Annotated in this window: 15 protein-coding genes and 2 tRNA genes; 7 read left to right on the top strand and 10 right to left on the bottom strand. The window is 67.1% G+C overall.

Going from position 1 to position 21,627, the window contains the following annotated elements:
• The first annotated feature begins 345 nt into the window (after positions 1-345).
• Positions 346-1,347, top strand: coding sequence for a glycoside hydrolase family 6 protein (locus NBG84_RS28625; protein ID WP_250922508.1), 1,002 nt, complete (start codon positions 346-348; stop codon positions 1,345-1,347).
• 123 nt (positions 1,348-1,470) lie between these two features.
• On the opposite strand, the gene glxA is transcribed toward NBG84_RS28625, so the two are convergent.
• From glxA to NBG84_RS28610, 3 genes are all read right to left on the bottom strand, one after another.
• Positions 1,471-3,423, bottom strand: coding sequence for a radical copper oxidase GlxA (gene glxA / locus NBG84_RS28620; protein WP_250922507.1), 1,953 nt, complete (start codon positions 3,421-3,423; stop codon positions 1,471-1,473).
• Positions 3,420-5,360 (bottom strand): glycosyltransferase family 2 protein, encoded by a 1,941-nt coding sequence (locus tag NBG84_RS28615; protein ID WP_250922506.1) that lies wholly within the window; start codon positions 5,358-5,360, stop codon positions 3,420-3,422. The genes glxA and NBG84_RS28615 overlap by 4 nt, the downstream gene beginning before the upstream one ends.
• Before the next feature lie 458 nt (positions 5,361-5,818).
• Positions 5,819-5,892: transfer RNA gene (locus tag NBG84_RS28610), tRNA-Lys, on the bottom strand.
• A gap of 223 nt (positions 5,893-6,115) precedes the next feature.
• On the opposite strand from NBG84_RS28610, the gene NBG84_RS28605 reads away from it, so the two are divergent.
• The 3 genes from NBG84_RS28605 to NBG84_RS28595 all read left to right on the top strand — a co-directional run bounded on the left by NBG84_RS28605 (position 6,116) and on the right by NBG84_RS28595 (position 9,578).
• On the top strand, positions 6,116-7,486 hold the full coding sequence (locus NBG84_RS28605) for a peptidoglycan-binding protein (protein WP_250922505.1): 1,371 nt from the start codon (positions 6,116-6,118) through the stop codon (positions 7,484-7,486).
• Between the two features lie 112 nt (positions 7,487-7,598).
• Positions 7,599-8,822, top strand: coding sequence for an SPFH domain-containing protein (locus tag NBG84_RS28600; RefSeq protein WP_308312120.1), 1,224 nt, complete (start codon positions 7,599-7,601; stop codon positions 8,820-8,822).
• A 165-nt stretch (positions 8,823-8,987) separates the two neighbouring features.
• On the top strand, positions 8,988-9,578 hold the full coding sequence (locus NBG84_RS28595) for a lytic polysaccharide monooxygenase auxiliary activity family 9 protein (protein WP_250922504.1): 591 nt from the start codon (positions 8,988-8,990) through the stop codon (positions 9,576-9,578).
• A gap of 637 nt (positions 9,579-10,215) precedes the next feature.
• Here NBG84_RS28595 and NBG84_RS28590 read toward each other — a convergent pair.
• The 6 genes from NBG84_RS28590 to ehuB all read right to left on the bottom strand — a co-directional run bounded on the left by NBG84_RS28590 (position 10,216) and on the right by ehuB (position 14,553).
• Positions 10,216-10,289: transfer RNA gene (locus NBG84_RS28590), tRNA-Lys, on the bottom strand.
• Between the two features lie 148 nt (positions 10,290-10,437).
• A complete protein-coding gene (locus NBG84_RS28585; RefSeq protein ID WP_250922503.1) occupies positions 10,438-11,199 on the bottom strand; it encodes an IclR family transcriptional regulator in 762 nt (253 codons plus the stop codon).
• Between the two features lie 169 nt (positions 11,200-11,368).
• Complete coding sequence (ehuA, locus tag NBG84_RS28580) at positions 11,369-12,139, bottom strand: ectoine/hydroxyectoine ABC transporter ATP-binding protein EhuA (RefSeq protein ID WP_250922651.1); 771 nt, start codon at positions 12,137-12,139, stop codon at positions 11,369-11,371.
• A 115-nt stretch (positions 12,140-12,254) separates the two neighbouring features.
• Positions 12,255-12,905 (bottom strand): ectoine/hydroxyectoine ABC transporter permease subunit EhuD, encoded by a 651-nt coding sequence (gene ehuD, locus NBG84_RS28575; protein WP_250922502.1) that lies wholly within the window; start codon positions 12,903-12,905, stop codon positions 12,255-12,257.
• Complete coding sequence (gene ehuC / locus NBG84_RS28570) at positions 12,902-13,624, bottom strand: ectoine/hydroxyectoine ABC transporter permease subunit EhuC (protein WP_250922501.1); 723 nt, start codon at positions 13,622-13,624, stop codon at positions 12,902-12,904. The genes ehuD and ehuC overlap by 4 nt, the downstream gene beginning before the upstream one ends.
• Positions 13,621-14,553: an ectoine/hydroxyectoine ABC transporter substrate-binding protein EhuB gene (gene ehuB, locus NBG84_RS28565; RefSeq protein WP_250922500.1), complete on the bottom strand. Its 933-nt coding sequence runs from the start codon at positions 14,551-14,553 to the stop codon at positions 13,621-13,623. The genes ehuC and ehuB overlap by 4 nt, the downstream gene beginning before the upstream one ends.
• 241 nt (positions 14,554-14,794) lie before the next feature.
• On the opposite strand from ehuB, the gene NBG84_RS28560 reads away from it, so the two are divergent.
• The 3 genes from NBG84_RS28560 (at position 14,795) to NBG84_RS28550 (ending at position 19,045) form a co-directional block, all read left to right on the top strand.
• Complete coding sequence (locus NBG84_RS28560) at positions 14,795-15,496, top strand: maleate cis-trans isomerase family protein (protein WP_250922499.1); 702 nt, start codon at positions 14,795-14,797, stop codon at positions 15,494-15,496.
• Between the two features lie 511 nt (positions 15,497-16,007).
• The gene (locus NBG84_RS28555) at positions 16,008-17,117 is read left to right on the top strand and encodes an LLM class flavin-dependent oxidoreductase (protein ID WP_250922650.1); all 1,110 of its coding nucleotides are present in this window, start codon (positions 16,008-16,010) and stop codon (positions 17,115-17,117) included.
• Between the two features lie 242 nt (positions 17,118-17,359).
• Entirely contained in the window at positions 17,360-19,045 is a 1,686-nt protein-coding gene (locus NBG84_RS28550) for a glycosyl hydrolase family 18 protein (RefSeq protein WP_250922498.1), read from the top strand.
• A gap of 221 nt (positions 19,046-19,266) precedes the next feature.
• Here the strand turns inward: NBG84_RS28550 and NBG84_RS28545 are convergent, their stop codons facing one another.
• Positions 19,267-21,075: a putative bifunctional diguanylate cyclase/phosphodiesterase gene (locus tag NBG84_RS28545; RefSeq protein WP_250922497.1), complete on the bottom strand. Its 1,809-nt coding sequence runs from the start codon at positions 21,073-21,075 to the stop codon at positions 19,267-19,269.
• Positions 21,076-21,627 lie beyond the last annotated feature (552 nt).

Genomic DNA, 21,627 nt, shown 5'->3' with positions numbered 1-21,627 from the left:
CTCGCGGAGGATCGGGGATGGTCCTTGTCGCACGGGGAGTGGACCAGGCGCCCGTGAACGCGCGGATGGGGAGCACGACGGCCGGAGCGGACGCGGCTCCGACGGGAGCCGTTCACGACCGGTTCCGACACTCTAGAGCGGTCGACAGGCTCTCCCCAAGGACGGATGCCGCCATATCGCACCCCCTTGGGATGCCCCCCTTGCCTTCCCTCCCGCTGGGCAAGTGGAGAGTAGGGCAAGTCTCGTGACGCGTTGACCTGTTGTGTCAGGATGGCCGGTACCGGTCTTGCCCAACGGCGGGGAGGCTCTGGACAGCCGGCGAAAAGTACGGCCGAGGGGGAGTGGATGTTCGGTAGTGGAGTCCGTCGTGCCGGTGTGCGGACGACGGTGGCGGGGGCGGTCTTGCTGGCCGCGGGATGTTCTTCCGACGGTGGTGACGACAAGCCGGATGTGACCCAGCGACCCAAGGAAGCGACCCCGTACTGGGTCAATCCGGACGGCAACGCGGCCCGTCAGGTCTCCGAGTACCGCAAGAACGGCGAGGACGGGAACGCCGATCAGATCGTGAAGATAGCCAGCCAGCCGGTCGCCGAGTGGATAGGCCTGGAAAGCCCCGAGAAGCGGACCAAGGAGCTGACGGAGAAGGCGGCCAAGGCGGACCGGGAAGCCCTGCTGGTGCTCTACAACATCCCGCACCGCGACTGCGGGCAGTTCTCCAAGGGCGGGGCCCCGGACGGCAACGCCTACCGCGCCTGGGTCGACAAGGTCGCCCAGGGCATCGGGGATCGACGGGCCACGGTGATCCTGGAGCCCGACGCGGTACTGCACCTGGTGGACAGCTGCACACCGCAGGAGTTCCATGACGAGCGCTACCAGCTGCTGAAGGAAGCGGTCGAACGGCTGAAGAAGCAGCCCGAGACCAAGGTGTACCTGGACGCGGGCAACGCGGCCTGGTCCCAGCCCGACGCCCTGCACGAACCGCTGCGGCGGGCCGGTATCGACCAGGCCGACGGCTTCTCCGTCAATGTCTCCAACTTCTATCCGACCGCCGCCAGCCGGGACTTCGGCAAGAGGCTTTCGGAGAAGGTCGGCGGCAAGCCGTTCGTCATCGACACCAGCCGCAACGGCAACGGCCCCTACACCGGCGGCGACCCCAAGGAGAACTGGTGCAACCCGCCGGGCCGGGCACTCGGGGACGCACCCACCGTCAAGACCGGTGATCCGCTGGTGGACGCCTACCTCTGGATCAAACGGCCGGGTGAGTCCGACGGCGACTGCAAGGGCGGCCCCACGGCGGGCGACTGGTGGCCGGAGTACGCCCTCGCCCTCGCCGGCGCCACCCCCTAGGAGACCTTCTGCCGCCGACCCCGTCGACGGCAGAACAGCCATAGGCGGACAGTTCGGGGCGCGCACCACGGATACGGCCCCCAGCCGAAGCCGGGGGCCGTATCCGTACTCCCGACCGATCCGCTACGGCACCTCGACCCACACCGCCTCCGACGGCGTCCCCGCTTCGTCGGTGACGAAGAGCATGTACCAGCCGGAGGGCACCAGCGCCTGGTTCTTCGGCACGGTGACCCCGATGCCGTTCGCCGTCCGGGTGGTCTCCAACGCGATCGTGCGCTGGTCGACATCGGTGGCATGGGTCACCGATGTCGGCCGCATCAGCTTCGCCGTCTTGATCGGCTTCTCGCTCCTGACCTCGAAGGTCCCCGAGCCGCCACGGGCGATCTTCTTCGGGCCCCCGGACACCTCGGGCCGGCTGTCGGCGAAGAGATACGGGGGCTTGTAGATCTCGATCCGCTGCTCGAAGACCCCCGACCGGGTGTTCGCCTTGTCCGCGAAGAGCGAGTCAGAGCCGAAGATCAGCACCCGCCCATCGGGCAGCAGCACCGAGCCTGAGTGGTAGTTACGACCGACCCGGGGATCGGCGACCCGCTGGTAGGTGTCGCTCCTGGGGTCGTAGGTACGGGCCTGGAGGATGTTGCTCCCACCGCGCCCCCGGTAGTCCTGGGACCCGCCGGTGATCAGCACGGTGTCGTCGGGCAGCAGCGACGCGCTGGGGTAGCGAGTGCCCTTCTCCAGCTTGGCGCCGTCCTTGAAGCGCGGTTTGGCCTGCTTGAGATCGATCAGACGGGACTTCTCGCTCGACTCTTCGGCCTCCCCGATCCCGCCCCCGCCGATCACCATGAACCGCTGGTCCTGGGCGGGCGGCAGCATCACCGAAGCCGATGTCTCCAACTGGTCCGGGTCGCTCATCCCGGGCACCTTCTGGAAGGTGTCGGTCGCCACGTCCCAGATGCCCGGGTCGCGTCCCTCCTCGGCCAGTCCATAGCCGGCGTTCGAGCCGGTGAAGAAGAGCTTGCCGTTGTCCATCAGGAACAGGGCGGGATACGTGGGGAACTTCCGCAGCTTCTCGGTGTACTTCCACTTCTTGGTGGCGGGGTCGTAGACCTCGTTCTTACCGGGGACCAGTTCACCGATGTCATTGAGACCGGAGACGGCGAGGACCTTGCCGTCCTCCAGGGTGGCGAGGGTGGGATACCAGCGAGCCTCGTTCATCGGGTCGACGGGAATGTACTTCTCCGCGACCGGATCAAACTCGTAGGTGTCCTTGATGCCTTGGAAGTCCTTCTTGTCGAGGGCCAGCTTCTGGGCCATGCCGTAGACATTGCGGGCATCGGAACCGGTGAGGCCGTGGACCCGGAAGTTCTCCTGGGCACCGGTCTCGAACTTCTTCCCCGACTTCTCGGCCTCGACGTAGACCCGTCCCTTGCCGCTCTCGGTCCGCAGGATCTTGCCGGTCTTGGTGTCGAAGATCTTCTTCGCCTTCTCCACCAGGACCGAGTCCATGGACACAAAGGTCTTGCCGCTCTTCTTGGAGGTGAACTTGGTCCCCGCGGGAAGCGTCTTGGGCTCGTCCGGGTCCTCGTTGTGGACGATCAGCAGCCCGCCGGCCTTGGTGACATCGCCCTGGAGCTTCTCGTACCGCTTGGTTCCACCGGCGACCAGCAGCTTGCCGTCCGGTAGCTGGGTGTGGCCGGAGCAGAACAGGTCATTGGGGGTGGGGATGTGCTTGAAGGCATTGGTCTTCGGGTCCCACAGCACGGTCTCGAACTTCTTCGCGTCGAAGTTCCTGAGGTTGTTGCCGGAGCCGGCGATCAGGAGGACCTTGCCGGTGTGCAGTACCGCCGCGTGGATACCGTTGACCCGGTACCGGGAGGGCACGTCCAGAAAGGACCAGTGGCCGTTGTCCGCCTTGTACTCCGGCTGGTTGATCTCGTACGTGTGGTACTGCTCCGTGCCGAAACGCCAGAGCGCCGGCCCGTTCATCCCGGCCACCGCGACGACTACCGCAGCACCTATCGCCATGCGACGAGCGCGTCTCTTCCGGTAGTTCGTCAAGGCGGGCTGCCTGCTCATTTCTTCTGTCCCCCAAGGGCGATCTGCATGGTCTCTTCAGGATTGCCGGAATCGGCGCCCTGGCGTTGGGCCGGGACATGGAGTTCGGGCGCATCGGTCGCGGGCTGCTGCGTTCTGCCCGCGTGACGTCGTCGGCGCTTCGCCCGCTTCTCCTCGAAGATGCCGTACTGCCAGACGAGGATCGGTGCGGCGGTGATCAGCAGAGCCAGCGTGGCCCAGGTGATCATCGCTGGATGATCATGGCCGAGGAAGAAGGACGAGATCAGCGAAGCGGCGAAGACGAAGGCGAAGAAGAGATGGATGCGGAAGGTTCCCAGGAGGGTGTCGGGGCTCGATGAGTCGCCCTTGGGGGTCACCACGAACCCGCTCTTGCGGCGCAGTACGGCGTCCAGCAGCGAACGGGCGTAGATCGGGGCGGAGAGCGCGGACATCACCATTCCCGCGAGGCCGCCCGAGCCCTCGGGTTCATGCGGTGACACATTGTGACGGCGGTTCCAGATGTAGAGCCCGATCTGGAGCGCTGAGGCGTTTCCGTACAGCATCATCCAGATCAGCGGGTCGATCTGCACACCCGAGGCGCCCATGCCGAGGAACAGGGCACAGCTGAGTGCCGCGAGTATCCAGTTCATGGCGGACATCGGATAGAAGATGATCATCATGGTGTAGTTGAAGAGCTTGCCGGCCGGGAGCGTGCCGAAGCCCTTCCAGTACTGCTTGAGGATCGTCTCGTAGGTCCCCCGCGACCAGCGCAGTTGCTGGGTGAAGAAGTCGGTCCACGCGGTCGGGCCCTCGCCCACGGCGAGCACGTCCGGGGTGTAGACCGAGCGCCAGTGGTTTCCGGAGCTCGGGTTCTTGGCCCGGTGCATCTCAAAACCGGTCGCCATGTCCTCGGTGATCGAGTCGTACAGACCGCCGATCTGCTGGAGCGCGCTGATCCGGACGGCGTTGGAGGTGCCGACGAACATGGGTGCGCCATAGCGGTTGCCCGCACGCTGGATCAGGCCGTGGAACAGGAACTGCTGGGACTCGGCGGCCTTGGTGACGAAGGTGTCGTAGTTGCCGTAGACCTGGGGTCCGATGACGAAGCCCACGTCCGGGTCGCGGAAGTAGCCGAGCATCCGCTCCAGGTAGTTGGGCAGCGGGACGTGGTCGGTGTCGACGGACGCGAAGAAGTCGTAGTCGCCGCCGTGGGCTTGGAGCCAGGCGTTGTAGTTGCCGTGCTTGGTCTTGGCGCGGTGGGGGCCCTTCTCCTGGTTCCACTCCGGGACGCCCTTGCGGGAGAAGTGGTGGACACCGAGCCGAGCGCAGACCTCCTTGACGTCCGCGTCGTCGCCCTCGTCGAGGAGCCAGACGTGCAGCTGCCCGCGGTGGCGGATGCGTACGGCCGCCTCCAGTGTCTTCGTCACCATCTCCAAGGGCTCTTTGCCCGGTACGAAGGAGGTGAGGAAGGCGACCTTGGTGCCGCCCTCGGGGACCACGGGGACGGGATCGCGCGCCACGAGGGTGGCATGGGCGTTGGAGAGCACGTTCATCGTGCGGAACAGCTCGATCAGACCGATCGAGACAAGCATGATGATGTCCAGGACGAGAAGGGTGTCGTCCTTGAGGTTGGGGTCGCGCTCGGTCCAATGCGATGGCTGCATGAGCCAGATGAACAGGCCGAGGGAGACCAGCGGGGCTGAGCCAAGCAGCAGGGCGGCCCGTACCCGATGGGGTTCCTGGGACAGCAGCGAGCGGTACTGAACGGTGTACGGCTTGTCCGGGTTCGGCTGGGTGAGGGGGCCGGCCAGTCGGCTGTAGTGCTCGTAGTCGTACCGCGGCAGCGCTTTCTTGGGGCGTGGCCGATGACCGCCGGTGCGCGGATTGGCGGGCATGCGCAGCTGTGTCGTCCGAGACGGGTCGTCTGGCTCCCCGGCGCCGTTGGGCGTCGACGTCATTGGTCATCCCCCCGCACGCAGCGGGGCTGCGTGTGTGCTGGTGTGTCGTTGAGTTCCGGCCACGGGGCCCCCGACCCGTATGACTGGACCAATCGGTGGTGGGCTGCTGTCACCACAGACATGAGACAGCCGTCCACTGGTTGCACGATGTCAGTCGCCGGCCCCAGGCGGAGTGGGAACCCCCTCCCGTACTCCACCCATAAACCCACATGAACTATGCCTCTTGGGAGCCTCAGCTGCGGAGTAATGGATGCCTGGTAGCGGGCATTGACATCAATTCAGCATAGGGTCCATGACCCGAGTCATGATCGCAAGGGTCAAATGTACGAGCAACCGGCTATATGTACGATTTCGGAAAACCTTATGTTGCGGTGGCCTTGGTGCGGCTATTTCCATCGTTCTGTTTCGGACATGACTGAGGCCCCTTTGTCGAGTGACAAAGGGGCCTCAGTGGAGCGTGCGCCGCCAGGGACTCGAACCCCGGACCCGCTGATTAAGAGTCAGCTGCTCTAACCAACTGAGCTAGCGGCGCGTGCTGACATGAAGAACTCTACCGGACGGCAGGGCATGGCCTTGGCCGTTTCTTGTCCCTCCGCGGGCTGGCCTCTGGTCGCTATTTGCCCGCCTCCGGCCTGTCGGATGGTCGTTTTTTCCCTTATGTACCCCAAGATGGGGCGAGTCAGGGCAAACAGGGTGCGGTTGGCTCTCTTCTTCCGGACCCCTAGACATCTCCATGGAGTGCGGAGGGGACACGGATGACGGTGCCGGTGTTTCAGGAGTACGAACCCGCTCCCGACTGCGACTGTCCGGGGTGCGTCCAGCAGCGCCGAACGCTCGCAGCCGGTGGCCATCCCGCGGCTCACGGCTGTCGGCGGGCGCTGGTGCTCTTCACCGCGGCGGGTGTGGTGCTCGGCGGGGGAGGGGGTGTGGGGGTGGCTCAGGCGTCCGGGCCTTCGGATCTCGCCGGCCCCGGGCAGGCGGCCTTCGACGCGGATCACGAGCAGGGCCGCCGGGGCCCGCTGCACGGCGGGCCGCTCGCCGGGCCCTCAGGCACTCCGGCTCCGCCCCCGTTGCCCGAGATCAGCCGTGCGGAGATCATCAACCGCGCCAAGAAGTGGGTCACGGCCAAGGTCCCCTACAGCATGGAGGCCTATTGGTCGGACGGCTACCGCCAGGACTGCTCGGGCTATGTGTCGATGGCCTGGAACCTGGCGGGCAATGAATGGACCGGAAGCCTCGCGCAATATGCCACCAAGATCACCCGCGAGGAGCTTCAGCCCGGCGACATTCTGCTCTTCCATAACCCGGATAATCCCACTAAGGGATCCCACGTCACGATTTTCGGCGGTTGGGCGGATTCCGCCCATACCTACTACGTGGCCTATGAGCAGGCGAAGCCGCACACCCGCAAGCAGTCCACTCCGATGGCGTATTGGAATAACTCCGACCGCTATGTCCCCTATCGCTACAAAGGGGTGACCGGAGCGGCGACGGCCACCCCGGTGGTAGCGGTGGAGGACCTGTACCCGGGTGCGGCGTCGTTCGGCCCCGGGGCGAACAACGCCCATGTCACCAGGCTCGGCGAGATGCTCATCGCCCGCGGCGGCAAGCGGTTCTACCAGCAGGGACCCGGACCGCGCTGGAGCGAGGCGGACCGCAAGGCGACCGAGGCGTTCCAGCTGGCGCAGGGCTGGAAGGGCGGCGAGGCCGATGGGTTGCCCGGACCCGACACCTGGGAACTGCTGGTCACCGGCGAGGGCAAGAACATCCCGGCGGCCGAGCCCACCGCTCCGACGACGCCGACGACTCCGACTGCGCCGACTGGTCCGACGGCTCCGACCGGAGCGGCAGGGCCCGGCGCGGTCCCCGCCACGCCAACTCCCTACCCGGGTCGGAACCACTTCCGGCCTGGCCAGGTCAACGACCACATCGCCCGGCTCGGCCGCCAGTTGGTGAAGCGCGGCTACGGCAGGCACTACACCACGGGCCCCGGCCCGCGGTGGAGTGAGTCCGACCGGCGCAATGTGGAGGCGTTCCAGCGAGCACAGGGCTGGCGCGGAGCCGCGGCGGACGGCTATCCGGGCCCGGAGACCTGGCGCCGGCTCTTCGCGCCCCGCACCCCGTGACGGTGCGCCCACCCGGCTGGTAGCCGGCGCTCTTCCGCCGTCCAGGCGGACGCGGGACACGGCGGGGGCCACCAGGGGGAGTACGTGACGATCAGCAAAGGCAGGAACAGCGATGACCACCACGACCTCGGAGCCGGAGGGCGACGGCTCAGCCGCCGACACGCCACGCCACACTCCGGTCATCGCCCAGGAAGCGACCACCGAGATTCCGGTGCATCTGCTCTTCCGCGACGACTTCACCGGGGAGGGGTCAGGCCCCGACGGCTATGTCCACGGCTGGTCCCCACCCATCTCCCTGCGGCCCGCCGTGGTCGCACGGCGACTCGGCACCGGCGAGCAGCCGAGGATCACCCGCCCTCCGCTGGCGCCGAACGCCCCCCGGCGTCCTGGACCGCCCGAGGATCTCACGCTGACCGAGCGGCCGGGCGCGGTGCTCTCCGGTTGGACGGGGATGGTCGCGGGGGCCTGTGCGCTCGCCGGTATCGGGGCGGTGCTGTGGGGAGCGGGCGCGCTGCCCGAGCGGCTGATCAGGCTGCTCGGGCTGCCCCCGCATCCCTACCACGGCCTGGGTATCGGCCTGTGGTGCCTGCTGACGCTCGGTGTGGTCCTCGTCCTCTTCACGCTGGGCGGCATCGGGCGGGGCAAGGTGGGCCATGCCTGGGTGCTGACGCTCTTCGGGGAGTACCGGGGGAGCGTGCGGCGCACGGGACTGCTGTGGATGAGTCCGCTGGTGCTACGCCGTCGGGTGGACGTACGGCTCAGGCACTGGCGTAGCGAGGTGATGCCCGCGGTGGACGCGGAGGGTGCGCCGCTGAGCGTGGTGGTTCTGGTGGTGTGGCGGGTGCGGGACACGGCACGTGCGGTGCTGGGGGTGGAGGACCACGAGGAGTACCTGGGTGAGCAGGTGGAGGCGGCGATGGTGCGGGTGGTCTCCCAACTGCCCGCCGATGCCTTCGCCGACTCCGCCCGGGGTGCCACGGTGCCGTCGATGGCCGGGGGACGGACCTTGCGCGATGCCGAGGCGGTCGGTACCGCGCTGACCCGGGCGCTCCAAGCGGAATGTGCCGCAGTGGGTGTTGAGGTCTTCTCCGCGCAACCGGTGACCATCGAATATGCGCCAGAGATCGTTACCGCGATGCGACGGCGTCGAATCGCCGCGATCGATGCCCGCCATCGGGACGGAGTGCTGACCTCGGTAGTGGACGCGGTGGATGAAACCGTACGGAGGCTGACCTCACGTGGGCTTGTCGAGTTGGACGACTATGAGCGCAAGGCTCTGGTGAAGGATCTCACTGTTGCGTTCTACGCCCATCACTCGGCAGGAAGTGAGAGATAGTTTTGGTCTGGACAGGTTGAAGTTCGGTCAATACATTGGGTGTTGGTCTAGACCTAAACGAAGTGCGGAAGGGGCACTTCGGAACTACATCTGACAGACGTAGTCCACAACACGCACGCGTGCAAGCAAGGCTCACGAACTCCCCCACGTTCTCTGGAGCGAAGCATGCGCAAGAGGTTTACCGCCGCCGCCGTCGGCCTGTTGGTCATGGGCGGCACTGTGGTCGCAACCGGCAGTGCAAGCAGCCATGGCTACACCGACTCTCCGGTGACCAGCCGCCAGAAGCACTGCGCCAACAAGACGGTCACCAACTGCGGCAACATCCAGTGGGAGCCGCAGAGCGTTGAGGGCCCGAAGGGGTTCCCGTCCGGGGGCCCGTCCGACGGTCTGATCTGTGCTGGCGGCAACGGCCAGTTCTCACAACTCGATGACCCGCGTGGCGGAGCATGGCCCTCCACCAAGGTCAACTCGGGCTCCAGCCAGACGTTCACCTGGCGCTTCACGGCCCGACACCGCACCACCGACTTCAAGTACTACATCACCAAGCAGGGTTGGAACTCCAACCAGAAGCTGACCAGGGCGGCACTTGAGTCGCAGCCGTTCCTGACCGTTCCGTACGGCGGCAAGCAGCCGCCGGAGTCGCTGTCGCACTCCGGTAGCCTGCCTTCCCGCTCGGGCAAGCACGTGGTGCTGGCTGTGTGGACCGTGCATGACACACCCAACGCCTTCTACGCCTGCTCGGACGTTCAGTTCTGACAGCTGGTTCATGACTGAGCAGCACCATGAGGTTCGTGAACGGAGACACTCGCGGAGCTCATGGCGCGCCAGTGGGATGACCACCAAGTGGGGCTGAGGCCTGAGCCGGGTCTCTCGCCCCCGAGATCCCACTGGCGCACGCCGCCCGGACGACGCTCCTCGCGGACCTGTGCCGCGAGGAGCGGAGCACATCGGGGCGTCTTTCGACACCATCAGTACGACGGTGGGGTCTGCCCCGAACGTTGAGGGCGACGGCCCCGCCGGAGACGACCGTGGCGGGCGTCCAGCCGACCCGACGGGTTCGGAATCGGCCCGCCGCCATCGCCCACCGAGTGCTGATCATCGAGCGCGCCCGGTCTTCCCCACCTCGACAGGCCTGGCCTGTCGAGGGCGCACGTGCTGGCGGTCCGCGTCCAGAGCGACACCTGCGCCCCGTAGCTCGTGCCTCGGCACCGAGGGGTGCGGGGTGTCACCGTACGAGTCAGCCGCATACGGCACCGACCAGCAGGGCGGCCCCGACCCGGCCAGCTGCCTGCCCCGCTGTGGAGCCCACACGATCGAGCCCGTACGCGCCCTGCGGCAGATGAAAAACATCTGGGGCGCTCCGGACGAACCGGAACACCCCAGATGATCTCTGTGCGCCGCCAGGGACTCGAACCCCGGACCCGCTGATTAAGAGTCAGCTGCTCTAACCAACTGAGCTAGCGGCGCCTGCTGAGGTAAATAATACCTGCTTCAGGGGGGTGCTCCGACACCTTTTTGGCGATCATGAACGACTGCCATGGGCATCCTGAGAAACGCCCGAGGCAGGCCCTGCGGTGCAGGTGGGGCACCTGGCGGGGCAGCGGAGGCATGACTCTCAGAGCACGAGTGAGAGCACCACGGGTGCTGCCCGGCGGTTCAGGGTGTCCGCTGCGGAGCGAAGGCGATGGGCATGCTCGATCGGCAGGGAGAGCGCCAGGCATCCCACGGTCGATCCGGCCGTCAGCGGCACCGCGGCGCAGACCGTGCCCACGGCGTACTCCTGGAGGTCCAGGATCGGGACCGTCGCCGGCTGGCTGTCCAGTTTGGAGAAGAGCAGGGTCTCGCTGGTGATCGTCCGCGAGGTGAAGCGGGTGATCTTGTGACGGGCCAGATGCTCCCGCCGGCCGTCCCGGTCCAACTGGGTCAGCAGGCACTTGCCGATCGCGCTCGCATGGGCGGCGAAACGGAAGTCCACATACTCATTGACCCGAGGGGCGCGCGGTCCGTCCGCGTACTGAGTGATCCGCACCTCGCCGTCGACATACCTGCTGATGTAGACGGCCGCGCCCACCGAGTCCCGGATCTCCATCAGGGTGTCCTGGAGCTTGGCCTCCAGGGCCTGCTGGCGCGCGGCGCCGGAACCCAGCAGCACCAGGGAGTCGCCTATCAGATAGGCGCCGCCGTCGCCGGCGCGCTCGATGTAGCCCTCGCGGCGCAGCATCTCCAGCAGGGGCGCCAGATGTCCGGTGGGTAGTCCCGTCTCCCGTGCGATCTGGGCGTCGGTCACTCCGCCGGTGTGCCGGGAGACCGTCTCCAGCACGCGTAGGACGTACTGCACCGAGTGGAACGGCGCGGTCGGCTCAGGCTTCAGCGCCACGGTCTCCCCCTACCAGTTCGTCACCGCAAGGTCCTCTACCACACGATAGCGGTCAAGGGCCTGTTCAGGGACGGCTGTTGGCGAGAATGACGGTGCCTCGACGCCACCCCAGCTGGGGCGCCCCTCGTGGGCGTATGCCAACGTCAAGGTCCAAGTGGGGTTTTGCCCCTCACAGCACCGCGCTCAGGAACTCCTTCGTACGTTCGTTCTCCGGGTCGCTGAACATCTTGTCGGGGTGGCCGAACTCGATCACCTTGCCCTGGTCGAACATCATCACGCAGTCCGATACATCCCGGGCGAAACCCATCTCATGGGTCACACAGAGCATGGTCACATCGGTGGTGTGGGCGATGTCCCGCAGGAGGTCGAGGACCCCCTGCACCAGTTCGGGGTCGAGCGCCGAGGTGACCTCGTCCAGTAGCAGCACCTTGGGGCGCATGGCCAGTGCCCGGGCGATCGCCACCCGCTGCTGCTGCCCGCCGGAGAGCTGGCTCGGATAGGCGTCACAGCGATCGCCGAGACCTACGAGTTCCAGTAGCTCGCGGGCTCGCTCGTCCGCCTCGTCGCGGGAGAGCCCCAGCACCTGCACCGGCGCCTCGGTCACATTCCGTAGCACCTTCATATTGGGGAAGAGGTTGAACTGCTGGAAGACCATGCCGATGTTCTTGCGTACTTCACGGATGTGCTTCTCGCTGGCCGGCACGAGCCTGCCGTTCTTCTTCTCGTGGTTCAGATACTCCCCGCCGACCGTGATCGTGCCCTCATCCGGCTTCAGGAGGGTCATCAAGAGCCGCAGGATCGTGGTCTTGCCCGAACCCGAGGGGCCGATCAGGGTCACATGCTTTCCGGGGAAGACCCTGAAGTCCAGACTGTCCAGGACGGTGTTCTCGCCGAACCGCTTGGTGACATGGTCAAAGCGGATCAGCTCGCCCTGCGTCACCGGCGCACCGGTCGTCTCCTGGGCCGTGGTCTCCTGGGCGGTCGCCGAACCGGCGGCCGTCTCACCGCTGGAGGCCGTACCGGCGATCGGGGGAGATTTCTTGGAAAGGGTGCTGTCAGCGGACAAGACGACGCTCCAGTGCTCGCATAAGAACGGATGCCGGATAGGCGATGAGGATGAAGGCGATGCCCACCACCGTGAACGCCTCCACCGTCAAGAAGGTCTCGGAGGCGAACTGACGCGCCTGGCCGAGCATCTCCATCACTCCGATCACAAAGATCATCGGAGTGTCCTTCAGCATCGCGATGACGTAGTTGCCGAGGGCCGGGGCGACCCGGCGGATCGCCTGCGGCAAGATCACCGAGCTCCAGGTGCGCGCTCGGGACAGGTTGAGGGCGGTCGCCGCCTCCCACTGGCCCTTGGGGACACCGTCGATTCCGGCCCGATAGACCTCGGACGTGTAGGTCGAGTAGTGCAGACCGAGCCCGATGACACCGGTCACCATGGCCGAGAGGGTGATCCCCCACTCCGGCAGCACGTAGTAGAGGAAGAACAGCTGCACCAGCAGCGGGGTGTTGCGGACGAACTCCGTGATCGCCGCCACCGGCCAGCGCACCGGCTTGGGACCCGAGCGCAGCACGATCGCCCACACCAGGCCGAGCGCGAACGCCAGCAGGGCGCCCAGCACCAGGGCCTGCAAGGTGACCAGCAGTCCCTCGAAGAAGCGCGGCATGAAGTCGGCCACCGCGGACCAGTCCCACGTCATCGGCTTTCACCTCCGACCGGGACCCGCTCCCGGCTTCGTCGCGGGAAGGTCCGTTCGGGCTGCTTCTGCCCGATCCCGGCCTTCGCCCGACGCTCCAGGACACGCATACCGCGGGTCAGGACAGCGGCGAGGACGAAGTACATCAGCAAGATCACCGTATAGACGGGCGCGCTCTGGCCGGTGGCGTTGCGCACCAGCGAGGCGCCGAAGGCGATGTCGGCGACGCCCATGATGGACACCAGCGCGGTGCCCTTCAGCAGTTCGACCAGCAGATTGTTGAAGGGGGGAATCATCTCCGGCCACGCTTGCGGTAGCACGATCTTCCGCAGCTGCTGGGCCGGGGTGAAGCTCAGGGCGATCCCCGCCTCCCGCTGCCCCTTCGCCACCGCGGCCACCGCGCCGCGTACCACCTCGGAGCCGTACGCCCCGTAGGTCAGCCCCAGCGCCAGTACGGCGGCCCACATCGGCACCAGCTGCCAGCCGAAGCCCAGTGGCAGGACGAAGAAGATCCAGAACATCAGGATCAGGGCCGAGGTGCCGCGGAAGACCTCGAAGTAGGTACCGGCGACAAAACGTACGATCCACAGCCTGTGGGCGCGCGCCAGGCCGACCCCAAAGGCGACAGCGGCCCCGAGTGCGGCGCTGTAGACGGTCAACTGGACCGTGATCCACACGCCTTTCAGAAGGAGCTCCCACAAACCCGGGCTTATCTCGCTCATGGTTTGCACTTCTCCCTGGCGGTGATGGTGGTCATCTGGTCCCTGGTGAATCCGAAGGGCCGCATGATCTCCAGCAGTTCACCGCTCTTCTTGAGCTTGTGCAGCTCACGGTTGAACGCGTCACGAAGGTTGGTCTCCGGGCTCTGGAAAGCGAACCCGCCGACGTCGATGACCGGTTTGCCCTTGACGCGGGGAGTGACCTCATCCGTCGCCTCGGCCTTGGTGCTTTCGGTCTCCCGGATGACATTGCGGACGGTGACCGCGGTACCGACGAACACATCGACGCGGCCCTGTTCCACAGCCAGCAGACCCGCCAATTGGTCCGGCAGGGTGGTGACGCTCCTGATTCCGGCCTCTTTGGCGTATTCGATCTGCGCGTATCCGACCCCGGTCGCCATCTTCGCCCCGGACTCACTGACGTCCTGGTACGTCCGGAGGTTCTTGGGGTTGCCCTTCCGCACGATGAAAGCGTCGAGCATCTGGTATTCGGGGTCCGCGAAAATGACCTGCTCGCAGCGGGCCGGGTTGATGTACATCCCCGCCGCGACCGTGTCGAACTGGAGCGAGTTCAGACCGGTGATCAGCGAGCCGAATTCGGTGGGGAAGGGCTGGACGTCCTCGACACCCAGCTCCCGGAAGATGCGCTTGGCGATCGTCGGGGCGGAGCCGGTCATCCTGCCGTCCTTGCCGATGTAGCTGAAGGGCTGCTCACCGGCGAGCCCCAGCCGTACGGTCCCCTTCGCGCGCAACTGCTCCAGCAGTCGGCCGCCGTCTGCCCCGTCCGCGGTCGCCACTCTGCTGCATCCGCTGGTCGCGCCGACCGCACCGGCCGTGCCCAGGGCAACGGCCCCGGCGAGTAGTGAACGCCGCGCGAGCCCCCCGCCCGGAGCGGATGTGCTGTGTCTTGTTCTCTCCTGTCGTGGAGCCATGGAAGCGCGGCTACCCCCATGTGTTCGAGGTATGCGGATGAATTTCGGTCGACTCCCCGAGCCGCGAGGAACGTATCCGCATTCTCCCCTGACCAGGTGCGGGAACGGTTATACGCCTTAACCGTTGTCCATGACGCATTGAATGCGCTCCGGAGTGGTACCCGGCAAGCCGGAGTGGTACCCGAGAAGCTGGATAGGCGACACAGCACTCACCAGGAGATAACCCAAAGGAAGGTTCTCTATGACCACGGTCGGACTACTGATCCCCGGGCATTCCGCCGAGGAGGACTACCCCCGGCTGGAGGTGCTGCTCGACAGCGACATCAGAATGCCCGTCGTCCACACCGGTTCGGCTGAACCATCGGAGGCCGACTCGGCCGAGCTACGGCTCGGGGGCGCCGAGTCCGTGGTCTGGGCGAGCACCAGTGGCAGCTTCGACTACGGCTGGGAGGGTGCCCACCGGCAGATTCGCGAACTGGCCAAGGCCGCGGGGCTACCGGCGTCCAGTACGTCCTTCGGCTTTGTGCACGCGGTACGGAAACTGGGCGCCGCCCGGGTCGCGGTTGCCGCCACCTATCCGCAGGACAAGGCGGACCGCTTCACCGGGTTCCTCCGAGCGGCGGGCGTCGATGTGGCCGCGACCCATGCCAGGGGTGCGACGCCCGCGGAGGTGGCCGGCTGGGAGGAGTCGGAGGTGCTGGCGCTGGCCCGGGCCGGTGATCATCCGCAGGCGGATGTGGTGCTGCTGCCGGACACCGCACTGCACACGGTGGCCTATCTGCCCGAACTGGAGGATGCCCTGGGCAAACCGGTCCTCACGGCGACCCAGGTGACGGTCTGGGAGGGGCTGCGGTTGGCGGACCGTAGGACCTGGGCGCTCAATGTGGGCAGGCTCTTCGCCCGGGACGGCCGTGAAGCCGATCATCTGAACGGTGAGCGCTGAGCGCGGGCGACCGCCTGTCCCACGGGCCGCCGCCCTCAGCGGCTGCGGACCGCTCCCCCTGACCGCGTCCGCCTACCGGGCCACTCGGGGTGCTCCGCGTCCTTGTGCGCCGAGCCCTGCCCGGTAGGACCAGGCGGTCTGCCCAGGCCTGGGGGATTCGGTTCGTACGACGGAGTGCACGACAGTCGTGTGAGGGGCGCGGGCACTGCGGCTGTGCGTAGGGCAGTTGTCAAGGAGGGGGCGGCCCGAGAACCCCGAGAACCCCGAGAACCCCGAGAGCTGGGAGGTCGTTCTCAGCCGCGCTCTGAACCCCCGTGCGCTGCCCCGTACCGCCCGTACCCAGCTCCGGCCCATCGCAGGGGAATCCCCTCACGCGGGAAGTCCCATCGCACCCTGGAACCTCATGCCGCCCGGGAATCCCATCACCCGGGAATAAAGTGGAGTCACCCTCCTGTTGACTGGGGCTGTACGTTGCCTCATGCGCGGGAGGACATTTTCAGTGGACGACCTGATGTCAGGGGACGGAAGCGGAGCCCAGGGGGACCCCGTTCGGGGCACCGCGCGCGGCACCGCACCCGTACCGCTCTCCGTGCTTGACCTCGTGACCGTCGGCCAAGGCAGCACCGCGGTCGAAGCCCTGCGCACCAGCGTGCGGCTCGCCCAACTCGCCGAGGCGCGCGGTTACCACCGCCACTGGGTCGCGGAGCACCACTCCATGCCGGGTGTCGCGTCCTCTTCCCCGGCCGTCATCCTGGCCCACCTCGCCGCCCACACCCGGCGCATCCGCCTTGGCTCCGGCGGTGTGATGCTCCCCAATCACGCACCGCTGGTGATCGCCGAGCAGTTCGGCACGCTGGAGGCGCTGGCCCCGGGCCGGGTCGATCTCGGTCTCGGTCGTGCCCCGGGGACCGATGGTGCGACCGCCGCAGCGCTGCGGCGCACCGACCGGCCGGGAGGGTCCGCGGAGGCCAGGGGAGAGGGGGCGGAGGACTTCCCCCAGCAGCTCGCCGAGCTGACCCGTTTCCTTGACGACGACTTCCCCGACGGCCACCCCTACGCCCGTATCCATGCCGTGCCCGGGCCGGTCCAGGGCCCCGCGGGCCGCCCGCCCATCTGGCTGCTCGGCTCTTCCGGCTTCAGCGCCCGGCTCGCCGGGGTGCTGGGGATGCCCTTCGCCTTCGCCCATCACTTCTCGGCGCAGAACACGGTCCCGGCGCTCGACCTCTACCGCGAGTCCTTCCGGCCGTCCGTGGCCCTGGACTCCCCGTACGCAGTGATCGGTGTGGCGGCGCTGGCCGCCGATGAGGAGCGCGAGGCGCGCCGGCAGGTGCTGACGGGTGCGCTGTCGATGCTGCGGTTGCGCACCGGTCGCCCGGGCCTCATTCCGACGCCCGAGGAGGCCGAGGCGTACTCCTTCACTCCGTTGGAGCGGGAGTTCACGGAAGGCTGGCTGTCCAACGTCGTCCACGGCACCCCTGACGCGGTGCGCGCGGGCCTCGACGCGCTCCAGAAGCGCACCGGAGCCGATGAGCTGATGATCACCGCGAACGCGCACGGCGGCGAGCATCGGCTCCGCTCGTACGAACTCATCGCCGATACTTATGAGATGACTGGTCAGTAGCCTCGCGAACTGGTTCAGATCCGAACCGTCTTTATGCTTTCTTCAAAGCACCCTTATCCGGTCCTTAAGCCCCTTGTCACCAGCGGTGGCAAGGGGCTTTCCTTGGTCCCGCACGGCTCTGACTAGCGGTTTTTCGCTGAGATTGGTCTAGTCCTCATTTGGTCGAGACCATTGACGCGGGCATGGCTGAATCGCTATCTCTATGCCAGTACCACCGATCCCCCCACTACCGGAGGCTGTTAGTGCGCTCCCGTAAACCCTTGATCGCGGCCCTGACGACTGCGGCTGTTGCCGCGGGCGTCGCGGCGGGCTTCGCCGTCACCGGCACGGCCAACGCGACCGCTCCCGCCTCCGCTGCCCCCACCGGCGGAGTCAAGATCGCGTACTACGACCAGTGGAGCGTGTACGGCAACGCCTTCTTCCCCAAGCACCTGGACACCCGCGGCATCGCGGGCAAGCTGGACATCATCAACTACTCGTTCGGCAATATCCACCAGACCGACCACACCTGCTTCATGGCGAACAAGGCCGCCGGGGACGACAACAACCCCAACGCCGGTGACGGCGCGGGCGACTCCTTCGCCGACTACACCAAGACCTTCAGCGCGGCTGACAGCGTCGATGGTGTGGCCGACCGTTGGGACCAGCCCATCGCGGGTGCCTTCAACCAGTTCAAGGAGCTGAAGGCGAAGTACCCGCACCTCAAGCTGAACATCTCGCTCGGTGGCTGGACGTACTCCAAGTACTTCCACGACGCTGCCAAGACCGACGCCAGCCGTAAGAAGCTGGTGACGTCCTGTATCAACCAGTACATCAAGGGCGACCTGCCGGTCTCGGAGGGCTTCGGCGGTCCCGGTACCGCAGCCGGGATCTTCGACGGCATCGACATCGACTGGGAGTACCCGGGCACCAACACCGGTCACCTCGGGAACAACTACGGTCCCGAGGACAAGGCCAACTTCACCCTGCTTCTCGCCGAGTTCCGCAAGCAGCTCGACGCACACGGCGCGGCCAACGGCGGCAAGAAGTACCTGCTGACCGCCGCCATGCCGGCCGGCCAGGACAAGATCAAGCACATCGAGACGGACAAGGTGGGCGCGTACCTCGACTACGCGAACATCATGACGTACGACATGCACGGCTCCTGGGCGGGCAACGGGCCGACGTACCACCAGTCGCCGCTGACCTCGCCCGCGTCGGACCCGACCGACCCGATCGCGCCCGGCAACCAGAAGTACTCGATCAAGAACACGGTCGACGCATGGCTCGACGGAAACCCCGCCTACGGCATCGCGGGCGGCTTCCCGGCGAACAAGCTCACCCTGGGCTATGAGCTGTACTACCGCGGCTGGAAGGGCGTTCCGGCCGGTGCCAAGAACGGCCTCGGCCAGATCGCGACCGGTGGCAGCGCTCCTCGTCCGCTGAGCCAGCAGGCGGGTATCGCGCAGTACAAGGAGCTCGCGGGCATCGTCGACAACCCGGCGACGACGTTCTGGGACGCCGAGGCGCAGTCCGCGTACTTCTACAAGGACGGCGAGTTCTTCACCGGCCTCGACAAGCGGACCATCCAGGCCCGTGCCGACTACGGCCGCAGCCGCGGTCTCGGTGGCTCGATGCTCTACTCGCTCCTTGGCCTCGACGCCAACACCACCCTGCTGAACGACATTGTCGCCGCGGTGGGCGCAACCCCCCACAGCCCGAACCCCGGCACCCCGTCTCCCTCAGTCCCGGTGTCGAACAGCCCCTCGCCTGGCACGCCGTCTCCCGGCACCTGCACGGCGGCCCCGTGGAGCGCCAGCGGTACCTACAACGCCGGCGCGCTCGTCTCCCACAAGGGCCGCAGTTGGAAGGCCGGCTGGTGGAACCAGGGCGAAGAGCCCGGCACCACCGGTGAGTGGGGCGTCTGGCGCGACCAGGGCGCCTGCTGAACCACGGATCATCCAGGCCAACTGAATAGGGCTCACAAGAGCTGAATCGAGCACCTCGGATCTGCCCCCCACACAACAGATCCGAGAACGAGACCGCTGCGAGTCCCCCCACAACACCGCCCCCGCCCGGAGGTTCACCTCCGGCCGGGGGCGGTATCCATTTCCCCGTGACGCCCTCTGCCGCTGTCCGGGCCGCGATGGACAGCCAGCGCGGTCGGGCATCACGCCGACAGCGATCCCCCGCTGATCATCCGGGCGATACGGTCCGCCGGCACCGCCCGCGAGTACAGCCAACCCTGCCCCAGATCGCAGCCGATCCTGCGCAGCCGATCAGCCTGCCCCGAGGTCTCCACACACTCCGCCGTGACCGTCAGCCCCAGCCGATGGGCGAGCTGGGCCAGGGCCTCGACGATCATCTCGTCCGCCGGGTTGGGATGCGCCTCGTCCTGGAACCCCCGGACGAACGCCCCGTCGAGCTTGAGCGCGGACACCGGCAGCCGGCTGAGGTAGGCCAGATTCGAGTACCCGGTGCCGAAGTCGTCGATCGCGATCTGCACTCCCATATCGCTCAGCGCCTGAAGCGCCTGGAGCGGTCGCCCCGCCGAACCCATCACCGCGGACTCCGTCAGCTCCAGTTGCAGCAACCCGGGCGCCAGCGCCGTCTCGGCCAGGATCTCCGCCACATCGGCCACCAGATCCGAGTCCCAGACCTGGCGCACGGCGACATTGACGCTCACGAACAACGGATCGGCCCCGGGGTGATCACACTGCCACCGCCGGGCCTGGTGGCACGCCGTACGCAGCACCCAGCGGCCCAGCTGCACGATGGAGCCGTCCTCCTCCGCAATTCCGATGAACCGATTCGGCGCCAGCATCCCGAACTGCGGGTGGTTCCAGCGCACCAGCGCCTCCACCCCTCGCGTCACCCCGTCCGAGAGCCCCACCAGCGGCTGGTACTCCAGGGTGAACTCACCCCGCTCCACCGCGGGCCGCAGGGTGGACGACAGTGCTTGGCGGGTCACCTGGTGTGCGTTGCGCTCGGGGTCGAAGAGGGTCCAGCGCGCCTTCCCGTCCGCCTTGGCCCAGTACAACGTGGTGTCCGCGGCCTGCATCAATCCCGTGGCGGTGGTCCCGACGACCGAGCGTTCCACCACTCCGATCGAAGCCGAGACCGACAGCCGCTGGCCATCGAGGTCGAACGGCCGCTGGAGCGCGGCCAGTACGGACCGGGCCAGATCGCCGAGCTGCTCCGTACCGAGCGAGTCCTCGACCAGGATCGCGAACTCGTCACCCCCGAGCCGGGCCACCAGATGGCCGCCGCCATGGGTGTAGCCGTCGTTCTCCGCGCACTCGGTGAGCCGTCCGGCGACCGCGGCGAGCAGCCGGTCTCCGACCCGGTGCCCCAGCGTGTCGTTGACGGCCTTGAAACCGTCCAGGTCCAGATAGCAGAGCCCGATCCGGCCGGTGGAGCCGTCGTCGTACGCCGATGAGTCGAGCGCGGCCGTCAGCCGCTCGAAGAACAGCGTCCGGTTGGGCAGCCGGGTCACCGCGTCATGCATCTGGAGATGCCGCAGCCGGGCCCGTAGCTCACGGCGGTCGCTGATGTCCGCCACCGAGAGCAGCAGACGGCGGCTCCCGGAGACGGGGGCGATGGTGATCTCCGTCCAGAGGGTCCCGCCGTCGGGGTGCTTGAGCCGGCGCGTACAGCGGAAGCGGGAGCGCCGGCCGTGGAGCACCTCGCGGTACGCATGGCGAATGCGCCGATCGGTGGAGAGCTTGGCGAGGTCGTCCACGGCCCGCCCGAGCAGCGCCGCGGGCGTGGTGCCGAAGAGCGCGGCGAGGGCGCCATTGGCGTTGAGCACCAGACCGTGGCGATCGACGAGCGCCATGGCGAGCTGTGCGGCGTCGAACGCGGCCCGGTACTCACGCAGCTCGGGGACGGAGGTTTGGTGACACTCCGTGATCTGCGGCTCGGTCCTGCCGGGGGCCGTGGCTCCGCTGCGCCCTGTTCCTTCGGAGGTTCCGCTCACCGCTCACTCCCGCAGTGCAGTTGTGTCGTCCAGAGGCGTACAGATGTGGTCGGGAAGGCCGACCAACAGGTCGTATGAAGGTCGAAATGGCGCTCAGGCTTGGGAAAAGAGATCGGGAAAGTCTGCCGATCATAGGGGCAGTCCCCTGGGCCGTTCCAGCTCCGCCACTGGGGTGAGCCACCCTCAAGGGTCGCGGCCGATCGTTTCTGCACAGCTGTGTACCAGGCCTGATCTGCGGCTGATCAAATGTGACGTTCCGTGATCTCTCCTAGCGGCGATCGTGCCCGGGTGTGTCTTGGCCGCCTCCAGACGATCTCCAGGAGGTTTTGGGCCGGTCGCCGACCCAATGCCGGGCTGGTCACCCGAGTGGGGCAGCGGAACAGGACGTACACCGGAAAACCCCGACAAGGTGTTGAGGTGTCTCCCATTTGCCGTGGTCGGAGGTCTACGTGGAGGGTCAGCAGTCACCCGCGGGAACACCCGGGGGAGTGGAAGGCGACCTTCCGCGTGGCGCGGGGGCGGTGAGAGGGCAGGACCCGGGGCGTTCTCGCG

Source organism: Streptomyces albipurpureus (assembly GCF_023701525.1).
GTDB lineage: Bacteria > Actinomycetota > Actinomycetes > Streptomycetales > Streptomycetaceae > Streptomyces > Streptomyces albipurpureus.
Note: the sequence above shows the minus strand (reverse complement) of the source record. Positions and strands in the feature narration are given on the sequence as shown.

Excerpts from the sequence above, each read along its gene's own strand:
- NBG84_RS28625 (WP_250922508.1), top strand. The coding sequence starts at position 346 with ATGTTCGGTAGTGGAGTCCGTCGTGCCGGTGTGCGGACGACGGTGGCG.
- glxA (WP_250922507.1), bottom strand. The coding sequence starts at position 3,423 with ATGAGCAGGCAGCCCGCCTTGACGAACTACCGGAAGAGACGCGCTCGT.
- NBG84_RS28615 (WP_250922506.1), bottom strand. The coding sequence starts at position 5,360 with ATGACGTCGACGCCCAACGGCGCCGGGGAGCCAGACGACCCGTCTCGG.
- NBG84_RS28605 (WP_250922505.1), top strand. The coding sequence starts at position 6,116 with ATGACGGTGCCGGTGTTTCAGGAGTACGAACCCGCTCCCGACTGCGAC.
- NBG84_RS28600 (WP_308312120.1), top strand. The coding sequence starts at position 7,599 with ATGACCACCACGACCTCGGAGCCGGAGGGCGACGGCTCAGCCGCCGAC.
- NBG84_RS28595 (WP_250922504.1), top strand. The coding sequence starts at position 8,988 with ATGCGCAAGAGGTTTACCGCCGCCGCCGTCGGCCTGTTGGTCATGGGC.
- ehuD (WP_250922502.1), bottom strand. The coding sequence starts at position 12,905 with ATGACGTGGGACTGGTCCGCGGTGGCCGACTTCATGCCGCGCTTCTTC.
- ehuC (WP_250922501.1), bottom strand. The coding sequence starts at position 13,624 with ATGAGCGAGATAAGCCCGGGTTTGTGGGAGCTCCTTCTGAAAGGCGTG.
- ehuB (WP_250922500.1), bottom strand. The coding sequence starts at position 14,553 with ATGGCTCCACGACAGGAGAGAACAAGACACAGCACATCCGCTCCGGGC.
- NBG84_RS28560 (WP_250922499.1), top strand. The coding sequence starts at position 14,795 with ATGACCACGGTCGGACTACTGATCCCCGGGCATTCCGCCGAGGAGGAC.
- NBG84_RS28555 (WP_250922650.1), top strand. The coding sequence starts at position 16,008 with ATGTCAGGGGACGGAAGCGGAGCCCAGGGGGACCCCGTTCGGGGCACC.